The organism is Streptomyces sp. NPDC058295 (assembly GCF_042880655.1).
GTDB lineage: Bacteria > Actinomycetota > Actinomycetes > Streptomycetales > Streptomycetaceae > Streptomyces > Streptomyces coriariae.
Genome location: NZ_JBHVYO010000011.1, coordinates 88,916 through 105,934, shown reverse-complemented (window position 1 = coordinate 105,934; position 17,019 = coordinate 88,916). Strand labels below are relative to the sequence as shown.

Genomic DNA, 17,019 nt, shown 5'->3' with positions numbered 1-17,019 from the left:
CCGCAGCCATGGGAGGCTCTGTGCATTGCGAGCCTGAAGTCGAGGAGAGTGAATCCTTGCGGTCCGACGCCAACATCGCGGGACCGATGACCGATCCGGTCCCCGGTCCCCGTACCGAGTCCTTTGGGGAGGATGTTTCACGTGAAACACCGCCCCCGATGGACGACACCCCGATCGGTCGTGCTGCCCAACTCGCGGTGGAGGCTCTGGGCCGCGCCGGCGAGGGCCTGCCACGTCCTGAGCAGACCCGTGTGATCGTCGTAGCCAACCAGAAGGGCGGGGTGGGCAAGACGACGACGACCGTCAACCTTGCCGCTTCCCTGGCCTTGCACGGTGGCCGAGTCCTGGTGGTCGACCTCGACCCGCAGGGCAACGCGTCCACAGCCCTGGGAATCGACCACCACGCCGAGGTTCCGTCTATCTATGACGTGCTGGTCGACAGTCGCCCGCTCGCGGAGGTCGTTCAGCCCGTTCCTGATGTAGAAGGCCTCTTCTGTGCTCCCGCCACGATCGATCTCGCCGGCGCGGAGATCGAGTTGGTGTCCCTGGTGGCACGTGAGAGCCGCCTCCAGCGAGCGATCCAGGCCTACGAGCAGCCGCTGGACTACATCCTCATCGACTGCCCGCCGTCGCTCGGCCTGCTGACGGTCAACGCGATGGTGGCCGGCGCCGAGGTCCTCATCCCGATCCAGTGCGAGTACTACGCGCTGGAAGGTCTGGGACAGTTGCTGCGCAACGTCGACCTGGTGCGGGGACACCTCAATCCCACCCTGCATGTGTCGACCATTCTGCTCACCATGTACGACGGCCGGACGCGCCTCGCGTCGCAGGTCGCGGAGGAGGTGCGCACCCACTTCGTGGAGGAGGTACTGCGGACGAGCATTCCTCGCTCGGTCCGTATCTCCGAGGCGCCGAGCTATGGACAGACGGTGCTGACCTACGATCCGGGATCGAGCGGTGCTCTCTCCTACCTTGAGGCAGCACGAGAGCTGGCGCTGAGGGGTGTCGGGGTCAGCTACGACGCGACACACGCCCATATCGGCGCCCAGAACAACGCGAACATGGTGGAGGGCATTCAGTGAGTGAGCGACGGAGGGGGCTGGGCCGCGGTCTTGGTGCACTGATCCCTGCTGCCCCGACGGAGAAGACACCGGCGCAAGCCGCGCTGGGAGGCGGAGGATCCGCGTCCCCCGCAGCCCTGCCGGTTCTGACGACCGACCGCGGGGTGGCAGCGGCGAAGGTGGCCGCACTGCTGCCTGTTTCACGTGAAACAGAGGAGCTGTCGGCGAACAGCTCCGTGGAGATGCCCGCGCCGCCCGTCGGCGCGCACTTCGCCGAGATTCCCCTCGAGCACATCGCGCCGAACCCGCGTCAGCCCCGTGAGGTCTTCGACGAGGACGCGCTGCACGAGCTCATCACCTCCATCAAGGAGGTCGGTCTGCTCCAGCCGGTCGTCGTGCGCCAGTTGGGCCCCGCGCGCTATGAGCTGATCATGGGTGAGCGGCGTTTCCGGGCCTGCCGTGAGGCCGGCCTGGAGGCGATCCCCGCGATCGTGCGGGCCACGGATGACGAGAAGCTTCTCCTGGATGCTCTGCTGGAGAACCTCCACCGGGCCCAGCTGAACCCGCTGGAAGAGGCAGCCGCATACGACCAGTTGCTGAAGGACTTCAACTGCACGCACGACCAGCTGGCGGACCGCATCGGTCGATCCCGGCCGCAGGTCTCCAACACGCTGCGTCTGCTGAAGCTCTCGCCGGCTGTTCAGCGCCGGGTTGCGGCCGGAGTGCTCTCCGCCGGTCACGCCCGGGCCCTTCTCTCGGTCGATGACTCGGAGGAGCAGGACCGGCTGGCTCACCGCATCGTGGCCGAGGGACTTTCCGTACGGGCCGTCGAGGAGATCGTGACCCTCATGGGCTCGCGTCCGCAGACGGCTCAGCGTGCCAAGGGGCCGAGGGCCGGCGGCCGGGTCTCCCCGGCACTGACCGACCTCGCGACCCGGCTCTCGGACCGCTTCGAAACCCGGGTGAAGGTCGACCTGGGCCAGAAAAAGGGCAAGATCACCGTCGAGTTCGCCTCCATGGAGGACCTGGAGCGCATCCTCGACTCGCTCGCGCCCGGTGAAGGTCCCGTCCTGCAGAAGGGCCTCGTGGACGGCGACGCCGAGGAGTCGGAAGACTGAGCCGCGGCTTGGCCGAGCGCCTGTCGGCCGTGGGACCTGTGAGCGAGCCGTGTCCGGTGTGTACCGGAACACGGCTCGCTCTTTGCTTTCAGGCGCTATCGATGGAATCGCATCGTGGATACGATGCGATGAGGTTGTGGCGCATCCACCTGGCAGTACCTCGGAGCGGGAGGCTGGGGCCATGCGAACGATGAGCCGGACCGGACTGGTGAGCGCCGGGCTGGGCCTGGGCGCGGTCGGCGGCTTCGTCGGCAGCCTGCTCAGGGAACGGAGCGCTCTGACAGCCGCTCGCGATGCTGCGAGCGAAGGAAGCGAGGAACAGCCTTCATGGGGCGTCGGCTCGTACCGCTCACGCTGGACAACCTTCAAGACCTACCCAAGCGCTGTCGGGCGTGTGTCTTCTGGGAGCTGGACCCCGTCAGCAGTGCGGCCGCGGTAAGGGCGGGTACGCCCGCTCTGGAGAAGGAGTCCTGGATCTCCGCTGTCCTGTTGGACTGGGGGTCGTGTGGCCGGGTCGTCTATGTGGACGACGTTCCCGTGGGGTTTGTCCTCTACGCGCCGCCCGCCTACGTTCCCCGCTCGACCGCGTTCCCCACGAGCCCTGTGTCGCCGGATGCCGTGCAGTTGATGACCGCGTTCATCATGCCGGGCTACCAGGGGCAGGGGCTTGGCCGTGTGATGGTCCAGACCGTAGCCAAGGATCTGCTGCGGCGGGGCTTCAAGGCGATCGAGGCGTTCGGCGACGCACGCTGGAAGGAGCCGGCCTGTGTCCTGCCGGCCGACCATCTGCTGGCGGTGGGCTTCAAGACGGTGCGTCCCCATCCCGCGCATCCTCGGATGAGGCTGGAACTGCGGACCACGCTCTCCTGGAAAGAAGACGTGGAGATGGCGCTCGACCGGTTGCTGGGCGCGGTCCAGAAGGAGCCGGCGCTGCGCCCGCTCTGAAGAGTTCGGTCACGCAATGGGCCAGCCCCGAGGGGCTGGCCCATTCGTGTTTCACGTGAAACATCAGCCGTCGACGGGACGGCTCAGCGTGTCACTCGGAGATGAAGCTCTCCAGGTCGCGCACGAGCGCGGCCTTCGGCTTGGCGCCGACGATGGTCTTGGCGACCTCGCCACCCTGGTACACGTTCAGTGTCGGGATGGACATGACGCCGTACTTGGCGGCCGTACCCGGGTTCTCGTCGATGTTGAGCTTGACGACCTCGATCTTGTCGCCGTGCTCGGCGGCGATGGCCTCGAGCGAGGGGGCGATCTGGCGGCACGGACCGCACCATGCGGCCCAGAAGTCCACCAGGACGGGCTTGTCGCTCTTGAGGACGACCTCTTCGAAGTCGGCGTCGGTCACATTCTTCAGGGTGCCGGCCACAGGGGGCTCCTTAATTCTCTGTGCGGTGGGGCGGGGAGAGGGTCAGACGGCGGTCTTCTCGGGCTCGGCCTGCTCCTCGTCCGCGAGGGCGGCGAGGTAGCGCTCTGCGTCGAGAGCGGAGGAGCAGCCGGTGCCGGCGGCAGTGATCGCCTGGCGGTAGGTGTGGTCGACCACGTCGCCGGCGGCGAAGACACCGGTCTGGTTCGTCCGGGTGGAGGGCGCGGCGACCTTCAGGTAGCCCTCCTCGTCCAGGTCGAGCTGACCCTTGAAGAGCTCGGTGCGCGGGTCGTGGCCGATCGCGATGAAGAGGCCGGTCACCGCAAGGTCGGAGAGCTCACCCGTCTTGAGGTTGCGCAGCTTCAGCCCGGCCAGCTTCGGGTCGCCCTGGATCTCGGCGACCTCGCTGTCCCAGATGAACTTGATCTTCGGGTCGGCGAAGGCGCGTTCCTGCATCGCCTTGGAGGCGCGCAGGGTCTCCCGGCGGTGGACGATCGTCACGGACTTGGCGAAGCGGGAGAGGAAGGTGGCCTCCTCCATCGCGGTGTCGCCGCCGCCGATCACGGCGATGTCCTGGTCCTTGAAGAAGAAGCCGTCACAGGTGGCACACCAGGAGACACCACGGCCGGAGAGGGCGTCCTCGTTCGGCAGGCCGAGCTTGCGGTGCTGGGAGCCGGTGGTCACGATGACGGCCTTGGCCCGGTGGATCGTGCCCGCGGTGTCGGTGACGGTCTTGATCTCGCCCGTGAGGTCGACGGAGACGATGTCGTCGGGGATCAGCTCGGCACCGAAGCGCTCGGCCTGGGCGCGCATGTTGTCCATGAGCTCGGGGCCCATGATGCCGTCCTGGAAGCCGGGGAAGTTCTCCACCTCGGTGGTGTTCATCAGAGCGCCGCCCGCGGTGACGGCGCCTTCGAACACGAGCGGCTTCAGCGACGCGCGCGCGGTGTACAGCGCCGCGGTGTAGCCGGCGGGCCCGGAGCCGATGATGATCACGTTACGGACGTCGCTCACGGCTTGTTTCCTCGTCTCTGGACTGCATCGGTTGAGCGGTGGGAGCTACTTGGACTCTCACCCCACCCAACGGATCCTAAGGGGCGTGCATTCCCGGTGTGTCCGGGCACACGGAGGGACCACACCGTAGGGGATGACGGGGGGACACGGCGCAGCAGCGGGACGGGACGTCGGCCGTCAGTGACGCGTGTAGGAGTTCGTCAGCAGAACCTTCGCCGGACTCGACGCCGGATGATCCACACAGGTCTTGTCCATGAGGTAGGCGTCGATCCGCGTGCTGTCGGATGTGTCCGGCAGCACGACGAGAAGGGCGTCCTTCCCCTGGTACGTGCCGTCCTCGACGGCGAGTGCCGTGTCGCTGCGTCCGATGCCCTGCTGAACGCAGGAAGGCACCACGGGCTGCCGGAGGATCTTGGGCGATTGGTCACCGGGTGACGCGGCGTCGGATTGGCCTTGGATGCCCAGGCTGTGCGCGCCACGGGAGCCCGTGGCCTTGGCGAGGAGATCGGTGACCTGCCCCTCCAGCCCGCTCGCGGAGAAGGTGTCCGGCCTGGTCGACTGATGAGCCGAAGTGCCCGGCCCCGCGCCGTCCGTGAGCGACGACACCAGGACGGAACCGAGTCCCAGCGCCGCGACGGTGAGGACCGCCCCGAGGACGGCGATCCTGCGGCGGCCGCCCCGCTTGCGGTCCTTGCGGCCCGGGCCGGTGGCGGCGTGGGCGCGCCCGGCGGGTCGGTCCGTCGCCGTCGTTGTTTCACGTGAAACATGGAGCGCGTCGGTGTCGGTCGCGACCGCGTCGGCCGACGGCGAGGTGTCCGCGTTCTCCGGCACCGTGGCGTTCAGCAGTGCCTCGGCGGCGAGTGCGGCATCGATGCGGTGGGCGACATCGTCCGGCATGCGGGGTGGGCTGGGGAGGGTGCCCAGGAGGCTGCGGATCTCCTCGAGGGAGGCTTGGACGTCCGCGCAGAGCTCGCAGGCGTCCAGATGCCGACGTACGTCGGCGCTCCGGGAGGGAGCGAGCAAACCCTCGGTGAGGTCGGAGATCTCCGCGACGTCCGGATGCCCGGTCGTGTCCTTCGTCGAGGTCACGCTCGCCCACCTCCGCCCTTCACAGCAGCTGAATCGCCTGTCCCGGCGTTGCCCGGCCCCTCGTCCCGAGGTTCCGCTGCCGGTGGGACGGATGTCCCCTGCGCCCGGTTCCGTCCTGTGCCGTTTTCTCTGGCGCCGCCGGTGCCGGCCGGCCGCAGATGGGTGAGGAGCGGGAGGAGTCTGGCTCTGCCCCGGGCGCAGCGGCTCTTCACCGTCCCGGTCGGCACATCGAGGACGCGGGCGGCCTCGGCGACCGGGTAGCCCTGCATGTCCACGAGGACGAGGGCGGCTCGCTGGTCGGGAGGCAGGGTGCCGAGCGCTTCGAGGAGCTGGCGGTGCAGGTCGTTGCGTTCGACGGGCGCGGACGCCGATTCGTGCGGCTCGAGCAGCTGCTCCAGTCGCTCGGTGTCGTCGACCGGTGAGGTCTTGCGGGAAGCCGCTTTGCGGGCGCGGTCCAGACAGGCGTTCACCGTGATGCGGTGCAGCCAGGTGGTGACGGCGGACTGGCCGCGGAAGGTGTGGGCGGCCCGGTAGGCGGACACGAGGGCGTCCTGGACGGCGTCAGCGGCCTCCTCGCGGTCTCCCAGCGTGCGCAGCGCCACCGCCCAGAGTCGGTCGCGGTGGCGCCGTACGAGCTCACCGAAGGCGTCGGGATCGCCCTCTACGTGGCGGGTGAGGAGGTCCTGGTCGCTCGCTCCGTCATATCCGGCGCCTTCCGCCATCGGACCCCCTCCCCCTTCGGTGGGACGTCAGCCCGTGAACTTCACGTCGGTGATGGCCTGCTTGTAGCCGGGGTCGCTGTACTGGTCGCCCGGCGCTTGCGGCGCGGCGGTGATCCATACGAGAACGTACCGCGTCTTCACCGGTGTCTTGGCGGAGATCTTCAGTTCCTGTCCGGACGTCCGGGCGTCGGCGATCTTCGTCATGGACTCGAGTGAGGCCGACGACGAGAGCGAATCGGCTGCGTAGAGGCTCGCGGCGGTGTAGTTGCCGCCGTAGTGAAGTCCTATCGAGGCCGCTGAAACGCTCTGCTCGGAGCCGAGGTCGTAGACGATGCCCACGCCCTTCTTGAACGGCGCGAGTACGGGCCCGTCGTCGAAGGAGCGCGACCGCCAGTACGTGGAGGCGTCACCGTCGTAGGTGAGCTTGGCGTCGTCGGCGTGCTGAGGGGTGCCGTCCGGGTAGTACTCGGCGGCATCGTGGATCTTGAGCGTCTTGACGGGCTTGGGCGCGGTGCTGTTCTTGTCGCCCTCGTCCGTCGTCTGCGTCTGGTTGGTGTCGTCGGACTGGCTCTGGTCCATCAGGGCGTCAGCCAGCTGCCAGCTGCCCAGGCCGAGGGCGGCGATGAGGAGGGCGGAGACCGCCCACTTCAGTGCCTTGCCGGTGCGGCTCTGCAGCGGGGGCGGCGGGGTCGCCAGCTGCGGGGTGGCGCCCGCGTGTGGCGAGGGACGGCCGTAGGTGCCCTGCTGGTACGTCGTGCGCTGGTACTCGGGCGGGGCGGTGAACGCGGGCTCCGGCGGGCGGATGCGGGGCATCTCACCGATCGCCTTCACCAGCTCCTCCGGCGTCGTGCAGGCGGCCTCGTGCCGGGAGGCGGTCGCCCCGTCGTTGACGAGGGCGCGCATCGACAGCTCCGACAGACCCCGGTGGACGCCGGCGCGCACCTGGTCGGGGGCGATCAGACCGATGTCCTTGGGCAGCCCCGAGAGCCCGTAGGCGTCGTTCTCGTAGGGCCAGCGCTGGGTGAGCGCCGCGTACAGCAGGGCGCCGATCGCCTCGGTGTCGGTGCGTTGAGGGGTGTCGGTGGTGACACCGCGCAGGGCGGCGTTCACCGCAAGACCGCGGATGCGCCACTGGCCCGAGGAGGTGCGCAGAACGGCGTTGGGGTTCAGACGCAGATGCGCCAGGCCTTCGCGGTGGGCGGCGGCCATGGCGGAGGCGATCTGACTCACCATCTGGTAGGCGTCGTGCGGCTCCAGCGGGCCGGCCGCGAGCAACGCGGTCAGCTCGGTGGCGTCGGGCAGCCACTCATGGACCACGTAGACGAGGTCGTTCTCCTCGACGGCGTCCAGTACTTGGACGAACCGGGGATCTCCGAGCAGGGCGGACGAGCGGGCCGCTGCCAGTACCGAACGGGCCCGGGTGTGGTCCGCGGGCAGGATATGGACGCCCACGGCACGACGGAGTTTCTCGTCGACCGCACGCCAACTGCTGAAACCGTCCAGACGGGTGACGCACTCTTCGAGGCGATAGCGCCTGGCGAGCTTGTGACCACTGTGCAGTTCCGGCGGTGAGGCCTTCCCGGGACGCTCCGCCCCGCCGCTCCCCTGTGCCTCGTCGCTGTCCGTGTCCTGCTCCCGGTTCTTGACCACCCCGTCGGCCGTGGACTGGTCCGCTTGTGCGGTCAGCGGCTTGTCGCCGCTGTTGTCTGCCACGTCGACGGCAGCTGTGCTCCGTTCCGCCACCGTCGTTCCTGCCTCCCCATTCAGTGCGCGCGTCCGACCTCGTGCGCGCCGTGCGACGCCGAACCCAATTGTGCCCACAGTCCGCCGCTATGCACGACACGCGGCGGCGGACGATGGTTGTGCGCCTACCCCCTGACTCAGCGACCCAGGCGTCCGCGAACCATGCCGACGAGCGAATTGAGCTCCTCGATGCGCATGCGGCGGGCGGCGACGAAGAAGATGCCGAACAGCAGGACCCCGCCGGCCAGCAGCGCGGCAAAGGAACCCAGGACGCCCTGGCCCAGGCTGTGGCCGATGCCGTAGCAGGCCGCGCCGCTGATCAGGGCGGCCGGGACGGAGGCGATGCACAGTCGGGCGTAGGTCCGCAGGACATGGGAGCCGTCCAGGTCGCCGCCGAGCCGCTTGCGCAGCCGGTTCCAGGCGACACCGACGCCGATCGCGTACGCCAGGCCGTAGGAGGCCGCCATGCCGACCACGGCCCAGCGGGAGGGCAGGACGAAGTAACAGATCGCCGAGGCGCTCGCGTTGACCGCGGCCACGATGACGGTGTTGTAGAAGGGGGTCCGGGTGTCCTCGTAGGCGTAGAAGGCACGCAGCACGACGTACTGCACGGAGTAGGGGATCAGGCCGAGGCCGAAGGCCATCAGCATGAAGCCCATGTTCGTGGCCTCGTTGGTGCCGGAGGAACCGAAGATCAGCGTGCACATCGGGATGCCGAGTGCGAGGAAACCGAAGGCGATCGGGACGATCGCGACGGCCGTGGTGCGCAGGCCCTGGGAGATGTCGTCGCGGACCGCGCCGGCGTCGCCCTCGGCCGCCGAGCGGGAGATGCGGGGCAGCAGGGCGGCCATCAGGGAGACGGTGATGATGGCCTGTGGCAGTCCCCAGATCAGCTGGGCGTTGGCGTAGGCGGAGAAGCCGGTGCCGTCGACCGGCGAGTCCTTGCCCGCCGACGTGGACAGTTGGGTGACGACGAGCGCGCCGGCCTGGTTGGCCAGGACGAACAGGACGGTCCACTTCGCGAGGGTCGCCGCCTTGCCGAGGCCGTGGCCCTTCCAGTCGAAGCGCAGCCGCAGCCGGAAACCGGTCTCGCGCAGGTACGGGATCATGGCGAGGGCCTGCACGACGAGGCCGAGCAGAACCCCGATGCCGAGGAGCCGCTCGCCCTCCGGCGGGATGGTCGTGACCTTCATGCCGGAGTCGGCGGCGGTGCCGTAGACCCAGATGAACATGCCCAGCGTCACGATGATGACGATGTTGTTGAGGACCGGCGTCCACATCATCGCGCCGAACTTTTCGCGCGCGTTGAGGATCTGCCCCATCACCACATGGACACCCATGAAGAAGATCGAGGGCAGGAAGTAGCGGACGAACGTGATGCCGACCTCGTTGGCCGCCGGATCGCTGGCGACCGAGTCGGACAGGAGGCGGATCAGTACGGGCGCCGCGGCGACCGCGCCGACCGTGAGCAGGCCGAGCGCCACCATGACCAGCGTGAGCAGGCGGTTGGCGTACGCCTCGCCGCCGTCCTCGTCCTCCTTCATGGCCCGCACGAGCTGCGGCACGAAGACCGAGTTGAGGCCGCCGCCGACAGTCAGGATGTAGATCATCGTGGGCAGCTGGTAGGCGACCTGGAAGGTGTCGCCGAGCAGACCGACGCCCAGCGCCGAGACGATCAGCGCGGAGCGGACGAAGCCGGTGAGGCGGGACACCATCGTGCCCGCCGCCATGACGGCGCTGGACTTCAGCAGGCCACCGGCGCGCCCGCCCTTCTTGGCGGCTGCGGCTGCGGCGGGAGCGGCGGGGGGCGCGGCCGGCGTGGCCATGAGGTTCATGGTCTGCTCTGCCGCGGACGACGCGGCCACCGGAGCCTGGTACGCCGGTACCGCTCCCTGCCCGCCCGGAGCGGGCGCCGGGCCGGGTACCGACGGGGACTCCGCGGAGCGGGCGCCGCCCTGCTGCTGGTCCCGGAAGAGGTGGGCGAAGGCGTCGGGCGGGTGCTGCTCCTCGCTGGAGTGCGTGACCAGGTCGTCCACGCCCACGAACTGCGTCGTACGGGGGTCGTCGCCGTACGGCAGGTACTGGGTGGGGCCCTCCGGCTCGGGCGCCGGGGTCTGGGCCCACATCCGCGGGTCGGGGGCGTACGGGGACTGCGGGGGCCGCCCGTACAGCGGCTGCTGCGGCTGCTGCATGCCCGGTGGCGGCGGGGGGTGCGCGGCACGGTCGTAGAGCGCCTCGGCGACCGGGTCCTGCGCGGTGAGGTCCTGGGCCCGGTAGGGGTCCTGGTCGTAGGCGTCCTGGAGGTACATGTCCGCCGGGTGCTGCGGCGGCACCTGGCCAGGCTCGGGCGGCGGGCCCTCGGGGTGGCCCGAGCCGCCCGCGGCCTGGCCGCGGTCACCGTCGTACGGCGCGTTCATGGTTACCCCACCTCATCGTCCCGGGCCAACCGGCCACGACTTCCTCAACGGTCCACTCTCTCACCCGTGCCGGACGGGTCGGCGCTTTCCACTGCGGTGTCCGGTGTCTCGTCACTCGGCTGCCCCGGGTCGGCTGCCCCTGCTCGGCCGCCGGACTCTTTCTCGGGCCGATTCTCCCGGTCCTTGGCGTTCTCCGGGCCGTCGGCGGGCTCGCTCGCCCCGTCGGCACCGTTCTCGCCTTCGGCACCGTCCTCGCGATCTTCTTCGGTCTCGTCGGTCGCTTCCGTTTCCCGGGCCGCGGCGCGCTTGCGCTGGGTGTACATCCGGAAGCCGGCCAGCACGAGCAGCAGGACTCCGCCGCCGATGACCAGCATCACCGTGGCCGTGATCTCGGTGACCCGCACGTCGAAGGCGACCGCTTCGCCGTACTTCTGGCCGTCCTCGGTGTACAGCTGGGCAACCACCGTCGTCTGGCCGTTGACCTTGGCGGACGTGGTGAACTTCACCGTCGACGTGTGCCCGCCGGAGACCGTCACCGACTGCTCGGCGTAGGCCTCGTCGGAGATCTCGAGGCGGGTCGGGTTCTTCGAGGTGAGCCGCAGGACCAGGTGGTCGACGCCCTGCACCAGGTTGTTCTGCACGGTCACCGGGATCGTGGCGCTTCGTCCGGAGAGCTTGGTCTCGGACTTGTCGATCAGTTTGACCTGGCCGGTGAGGGTGTCGAGATAGGCCTGCACACCCTGACGGAACGAGTTCGCGGCGGTGCTCCGGCCCCGCCAGGACGTGGACATCTCACGGTTCATGGCCCGCCCGAAGGGGGTCACCACCCGGGCCTCGTTGGCGAGGATCACCTTGAAGTTGTCGAGTTTGTCCTGCGTGTACGCGATCTGCTCGAAAGCCGACCGGGGCAGCTCCTGCTTGCGCAGCGAGGAGGGGTACGCCGACCTCGACGGCACCTTCGTGGTGGCGCCCGGGTCGGGCTTGGCCTTGGCGGCTGCCGCGAGCTGCTGGGACTGCGACCAGGTGCCGCCCTGGAGGGTGCTGACGGCCTCCGCCAGCGACCGGGCCTGGCTCGTGGTCGGCATGCGCTGCGGGGCGACGACGGCGCTGCGCTGCTTGCCCGTCTGCAGGTTCAGGGCCAGGCTCTGCGCGAGGAACTCCTGCACGGCGAGCGTGGAGGTGGAGGCCATGGTCAGATCGCCCTTGAACGCCGTCGACAGCCGTGCGTCCGCGACCACCGCCGTGGTGCCGCCGCCGATCGGCCGGGCCGCGGAGGGGGTGTACGTGAGATCGCCGTTCTCCGTGAGGCTGTCGCTGCGCGCGATCACCTTGTCGGCGCCTGCCGAGGTGGCGACCTTGACGATCGACGGGTCGACGGCGCCGTCGACGGGCCAGGCGAAGTCGGTGTTCGGGGTCACATGGAGCACGGTCTCCACCGTGGTGGCGGCGACGTCGGTGGCCGCCTTGAGCTGGCTCAGGGAGCCGGCGACGCCGGTGCCGTTGTGGGCGAGCGAGGCCAGGTCGGGATCGGCGAAGGGCAGCGCCACGACCTCCTTGCCGAGCACCGCCTCCTGAAGATCGTCGAGCCACTGCTTGGCGACCGCCTGGTGGGTGCCGGCCGTGGTGGTGTCCCCGTCGCCCCGGACCCGGTAGGTGCCGGTCATGGCGTCGACGGACGCCAGCAGGTCAGGGTCGATCACCCAGGTGACGTCGAGCTCCTTGCCCAGGCTCAGAAGCTGCTCCAGGCGACCACCGGGCGAGAGCTCCTTGGCCAGGTCGTCGTTGAGGAAGACCGGCGTCTGCTGCGCGTTGGAACCGGTCTCCGCCGACATGTGGACGGTGGAGACCAGCGGCCACAGCACCGTCGTCCTGGTCGGGGTGTCCGCCTCCTCGGGCTGCCACGGCAGGAAGGTCCGCTGGACGCCCAGCACCTGCTCCCACGGCCGCGCGGCCGTCTCGCCCGCGAGGGAGACACCGAGCGGGTAGACGCCGTCGTCGTCCAGGTCGAGCTTGTCGACCGGGACGGAGATGCTGAAGTGCTCGGACACGCCCGGTGTGAGCTTGGCGAACTCGGCTACGTACTTGCCGCCCACCTCGGAGCCCTCATTGCCGGAGAGGGCGTCCGCGCGCTTGGAGGCACTGTCGATCGCCGAGCGGGTGGTGAGAGCGGAACCCACTTGCAGACCCACGTGCGCGTCGGTGACCGCCTGCTTGCCGTTGTTGGTCACCGTGCCGGAGACCGTCAGGGTGTCCCCGTCGGTGGGAGCGGCGGGGCTGAGCGAGTCGACGGTGACGGCGACCGTGCCGGCGTCGGAGGCCTCCTTGGCGGAGGTCTGGCCGGCGGCCTGCGCGGGGGCGGCGGGCAGCTGGAGAAGACCGGCCAGCAGGGGCGCCCCGGCGAGCAGTGTGCCGGTGCGCCGCAGCCACCGGCGGGCAGGTGAGGGAGTCATCCCCGGAAAGTCTGCCGCCTCGGCCACGCGTTCGCCGTCCCTCGTCGTCGTCAGTGGTCGTCGGAATGTGCGTCCACGCATGGTAACGATGCGCGCTGAGGGGAAGTGCCGCGGACTGCTCCACAAGATCGTGAAAGCCTGTCGGATCGTCCGCTATCTATGCGTATGAGAGGGAGTGGACGTATAGGCATCAAGAAACCGGATTGACCGGCTATCGAGAGTGATGTCCGCTGACCCAAATCAGGGCGCCCCGGGTCGGCCGGGCCACGTACCCTCTTCTGTTGTGCCGAACGCCAACGAAGACAATCTCAGCGTCCTGAGCCAGGTGCAGCACCGCGCGGTCAGTGAACTGCTGCGGGTCGCCCCTGTCGCCGACGACCTCGCCCGCCGTTTCCAGGAGGCCGGGTTCTCTCTCGCCCTGGTCGGCGGCTCGGTCCGGGACGCGCTGCTCGGCCGGCTCGGCAATGACCTCGACTTCACGACGGACGCCCGCCCCGAGGACGTACTGAAGATCGTCCGGCCATGGGCGGACGCCGTGTGGGAGGTCGGGATCGCGTTCGGCACCGTCGGGGTCCAGAAGGACGCCCGCGTCGGTGACGTCGATCGATGCTTCGAGATCGAGGTCACCACCTACCGGTCGGAGGCCTACGACCGCACCTCGCGCAAGCCCGAGGTCTCGTACGGCGACTCCATCGAGCAGGACCTCGTCCGGCGTGACTTCACCGTGAACGCCATGGCCGTGGCGCTTCCCGAGAAGGAGTTCATCGACCCGCACGGTGGCCTCGAGGACCTTGAGGCGCGTGTGCTGCGCACCCCGGGTACGCCGGAGGAGTCCTTCTCGGACGACCCGCTGCGCATGATGCGCGCCGCCCGCTTCGCCGCCCAGCTCGACTTCGAGGTCGACCCCGAGGTCGTCACGGCGATGAAGGAGATGGCCGGCCGCATCGAGATCGTCTCCGCCGAGCGGGTACGGGACGAGCTGAACAAGCTGATCCTTTCCGCGAACCCGCGCAAGGGGCTGTCGCTGCTGGTCGACACCGGCATCGCCGACCACGTGCTGCCCGAGCTGCCCGCCCTGCGGCTGGAGAGCGACGAACACCACCGGCACAAGGACGTCTACGAACACACCTTGATCGTCCTCGAGCAGGCGATCGCCCTGGAGGAGAACGGCCCCGACCTGGTTCTGCGGCTGGCCGCGCTGCTGCACGACATCGGCAAGCCGCGCACCCGCCGCTTCGAGAACGACGGCCGCGTCTCGTTCCACCACCACGAGGTGGTCGGCATGAAGATGACGAAGAAGCGCATGACGGCTCTGAAGTACTCCAACGAGCTGGTGAAGGACGTCTCCCGACTGGTCGAACTCCACCTGCGCTTCCACGGGTACGGCACCGGTGAGTGGACGGACTCCGCCGTGCGTCGCTATGTGCGGGACGCGGGACCGCTCCTCGACCGCCTGCACAAGCTGACCCGCTCGGACTGCACGACGCGGAACAAGCGCAGGGCGGCCGCGCTCTCGCGGGCGTACGACGGGCTGGAGGAGCGCATCTCCCAGCTGAAGGAGCGGGAGGAGCTGGACGCGATCCGTCCCGACCTCGACGGCAACCAGATCATGGAGATCCTGGGCGTCGGCCCCGGGCCTGCCATCGGCAAGGCGTACAAGCACCTGTTGGAACTGCGCCTGGAGAACGGGCCGATGGAGCACGACGCAGCGGTAGCGGCGCTCAAGGAGTGGTGGTCCGAGCAGGACTGAGGCTGAGAGGGCGGCCGTGTTTCACGTGAAACACGGCCGCCCTCCTTGCTGCCGTGGCGGTTGGCGGTGAGCGTCTGCTTCTTGTCGAACTGGACGGTGCCACCCGAAACGACGGCGCTGACGTTCCACAGGATGGTGGCTATGGCGGTGTGGCCACCGACGCAGCTGCCGCCGCGCTCGCAGAGCTGCTGCGTGCCGTGCTGCGTGCCGAGGGAGACTTCTTCGCCCTCTCCTTGAGACGCTCCGAATACGCAAGAGCGCCGCATCGGATGAGTCCGATGCGGCGCTCTTGCGGTGCTCGCGGGGATGTTTCACGTGAAACACCGCCTTGGTGCAGCTGCCTTACTTCGTGTAGTCCTTCAGGCAGAGCAGGAAGTTACTGCCGTCACCGGTCTCGGTGTACGAGTACTGGAAGTCCTTGGCCTTCTCCTCGCACTTGCTGTCGGCCGTGAGCGCGGTGTACGTGCCCTTGACCTTCGCCAGCACGATGTACTGCGCCTGCGAGGAGTCGCACTTGACGACCTCGAGGTCGGGGTTGTCGTCGCTGCTGCTGCCTCGGTGCATGCAGTCGCCGACTGCCGCCGTGTTGGCGTCGTCCTGGCTGGATATGTAGGCGGCGATGCCCACGCCGATGACAGCGAGAACGATGACGACGTTCTTGATCAGCTTGAAGCTGACCTTGCGGCGGGGCTGCTCCGGCGGGACCGCACCGTAGGGAGCGGCGCCCGGCTGCGGGTAGCCGGGCTGCGGCGGGTACGGCGCCTGGCCCTGGGGCTGGCCGTAGGGCTGCTGGCCCTGCTGCGCGAACGGGTTCTGGCCCTGAGGAGGCGGAGTCGACACTTGGAGGTCCCCCTAGAAAACTTTAGACGTGTGGCGCGAAATCACTCGCGAAGTAAGACTCACGTAAGTTACCGGCCCCCACTGACAACCCTGTAGCCAGAGCCGGAGTCTGTGTCATTGATGTGACACTGTCCGACGTTCAAAGCGGGCCATAGCGGTAGCAATTGCGCCGTAGATAACGGCGATCGTGACCACCAATGCGGTGGAACGTCCGTCAGGGGGCAGCATCAGTGCGGCGACGGCCGCGGCGCCGACGAAAGCGACGTTGAACAGGACGTCGTAGAGAGAGAAGATCCGGCCGCGGAAGCCGTCCTGCACGGACGACTGGACGATGGTGTCGGTGGCGATCTTCGCGCCCTGGGTGACGAGCCCCAGCACGAAGGCCGCGACGAACGTGGTGACCTGGGTGAACGGCGGCATGAGGGCGAGTACCAGGACCGCGGCGGCCGCGGAGCAGACGACGATCCAGCGTGCCGGGCCCAGTCGTCCCGCAGCCGACGGGGTGACCACCGCGGCGACGAAGAAGCCCACGCCGGAGACTCCTACCGCCAGCCCCAACAGGGCCAGCCCGTCGTCCGGGTCGGACGACCAGGCGTACCGGCACAGCATCAGCACCATGACGGTCAGGGCGCCGTAGCAGAACCGCATCAGCGAGATCGAGCCGAGCGCCCAGGCGGCCTCCCGGCGCTGCGGCTCGGCCAGGTGACGCAGGCCCGCCGAAAGGCCGCGGGCGGTGCCTCTGAGCGCGCTCGTCAGCCGGGGCTGGACCAGATCACGGTCGGGCCCGAGCAGATCCGCGGCCATGGCCAGGGAAGCGAGCGCGGCGGACAGATACAGCGCGCAGCCCAGCAGCACCACGGCGGCGTCGGAGTCCGCCGCCACCAGCCGGACGACGAAGGCGAGACCGCCGCCCGCGACCGCCGCCAGCGTTCCGGCGGTCGGGGAAAGGGAGTTGGCCATCACCAGGCGCTCGCCGTCGACGACGCGCGGCAGGGCCGCCGAAAGGCCGGCGAGGACGAAGCGGTTGACCGCGGTGACGCACAGCGCGGAGACGTAGAAGAGCCAGTCGGGGACATGGCCGATCATCAGGGCGGCCGTCACGAAGGCCAGCAGAGCGCGCAGCAGGTTGCCGTAGAGGAAGACCTGTCGGCGGCGCCAGCGGTCCAGCAGGACGCCGGCGAAGGGGCCGACGAGGGAGTACGGCAGCAGCAGGACCGCCATGGCGGAGGCGATCGCGCCGGCGGAGGTCTGTTTCTCCGGGGAGAAGACGACATAGGTGGCGAGCGCGACCTGGTAGACGCCGTCCGCGCACTGGGAGAGCAGCCGCACCGCGAGCAGTCGCCGGAAGTTCCCGAAGCGCAGCAGGACGCGCAGATCACGGACGACGGCCATGGGGGACAGCCTCACATACGGGGAGGGTCCCCGGGTCAGGTGACCCGGGGACCCTTC

The 17,019-nt window shown here is 69.1% G+C and carries 13 protein-coding genes; 4 read left to right on the top strand and 9 right to left on the bottom strand.

From position 1 onward, the window contains the following. The first annotated feature begins 8 nt into the window (after positions 1–8). From ACFVYS_RS14310 to ACFVYS_RS14300, 3 genes are all read left to right on the top strand, one after another. A complete protein-coding gene (locus ACFVYS_RS14310) occupies positions 9–1,082 on the top strand; it encodes an AAA family ATPase (protein ID WP_078615788.1) in 1,074 nt (357 codons plus the stop codon). Then, entirely contained in the window at positions 1,079–2,179 is a 1,101-nt protein-coding gene (locus ACFVYS_RS14305) for a ParB/RepB/Spo0J family partition protein (RefSeq protein ID WP_389501946.1), read from the top strand. Before ACFVYS_RS14310 ends, ACFVYS_RS14305 begins: the two co-directional genes overlap by 4 nt. A 327-nt stretch (positions 2,180–2,506) precedes the next feature. Further along, positions 2,507–3,124, top strand: coding sequence for a GNAT family N-acetyltransferase (locus ACFVYS_RS14300; protein WP_054242119.1), 618 nt, complete (start codon positions 2,507–2,509; stop codon positions 3,122–3,124). Between the two features lie 91 nt (positions 3,125–3,215). Here ACFVYS_RS14300 and trxA read toward each other — a convergent pair whose 3' ends face one another. From trxA to ACFVYS_RS14265, 7 genes are all read right to left on the bottom strand, one after another. After that, a complete protein-coding gene (gene trxA / locus ACFVYS_RS14295; RefSeq protein ID WP_389501944.1) occupies positions 3,216–3,548 on the bottom strand; it encodes a thioredoxin in 333 nt (110 codons plus the stop codon). Between the two features lie 42 nt (positions 3,549–3,590). Next, positions 3,591–4,559, bottom strand: a complete 969-nt coding sequence (gene trxB / locus ACFVYS_RS14290; protein ID WP_389501942.1) for a thioredoxin-disulfide reductase — start codon at positions 4,557–4,559, stop codon at positions 3,591–3,593. Positions 4,560–4,736: 177 nt separating this feature from the next. Then, positions 4,737–5,648 (bottom strand): hypothetical protein, encoded by a 912-nt coding sequence (locus tag ACFVYS_RS14285; protein ID WP_389501940.1) that lies wholly within the window; start codon positions 5,646–5,648, stop codon positions 4,737–4,739. After that, positions 5,645–6,370 (bottom strand): RNA polymerase sigma factor SigM, encoded by a 726-nt coding sequence (gene sigM, locus ACFVYS_RS14280; RefSeq protein ID WP_389501938.1) that lies wholly within the window; start codon positions 6,368–6,370, stop codon positions 5,645–5,647. Before sigM ends, ACFVYS_RS14285 begins: the two co-directional genes overlap by 4 nt. 27 nt (positions 6,371–6,397) lie before the next feature. Then, positions 6,398–8,113 carry a protein kinase family protein gene (locus ACFVYS_RS14275; protein ID WP_389501936.1) on the bottom strand — a complete coding sequence of 572 codons (1,716 nt, stop codon included), beginning with the start codon at positions 8,111–8,113 and terminating at the stop codon, positions 6,398–6,400. A 137-nt stretch (positions 8,114–8,250) separates the two neighbouring features. Further along, positions 8,251–10,530 carry a murein biosynthesis integral membrane protein MurJ gene (gene murJ, locus ACFVYS_RS14270; protein WP_389501934.1) on the bottom strand — a complete coding sequence of 760 codons (2,280 nt, stop codon included), beginning with the start codon at positions 10,528–10,530 and terminating at the stop codon, positions 8,251–8,253. 44 nt (positions 10,531–10,574) lie between these two features. After that, positions 10,575–13,007: a DUF6049 family protein gene (locus tag ACFVYS_RS14265; RefSeq protein ID WP_389501932.1), complete on the bottom strand. Its 2,433-nt coding sequence runs from the start codon at positions 13,005–13,007 to the stop codon at positions 10,575–10,577. Between the two features lie 256 nt (positions 13,008–13,263). Here ACFVYS_RS14265 and ACFVYS_RS14260 point away from each other — a divergent pair, with 256 nt between their 5' ends. After that, complete coding sequence (locus ACFVYS_RS14260; protein ID WP_389501930.1) at positions 13,264–14,730, top strand: CCA tRNA nucleotidyltransferase; 1,467 nt, start codon at positions 13,264–13,266, stop codon at positions 14,728–14,730. Between the two features lie 342 nt (positions 14,731–15,072). On the opposite strand, the gene ACFVYS_RS14255 is transcribed toward ACFVYS_RS14260, so the two are convergent. Together ACFVYS_RS14255 and ACFVYS_RS14250 are read right to left on the bottom strand one after the other, a co-directional pair. Continuing rightward, positions 15,073–15,570, bottom strand: coding sequence for a hypothetical protein (locus tag ACFVYS_RS14255; protein ID WP_389501928.1), 498 nt, complete (start codon positions 15,568–15,570; stop codon positions 15,073–15,075). Between the two features lie 114 nt (positions 15,571–15,684). Then, a complete protein-coding gene (locus ACFVYS_RS14250) occupies positions 15,685–16,962 on the bottom strand; it encodes an MFS transporter (protein ID WP_389501926.1) in 1,278 nt (425 codons plus the stop codon). Positions 16,963–17,019: the final 57 nt, after the last annotated feature.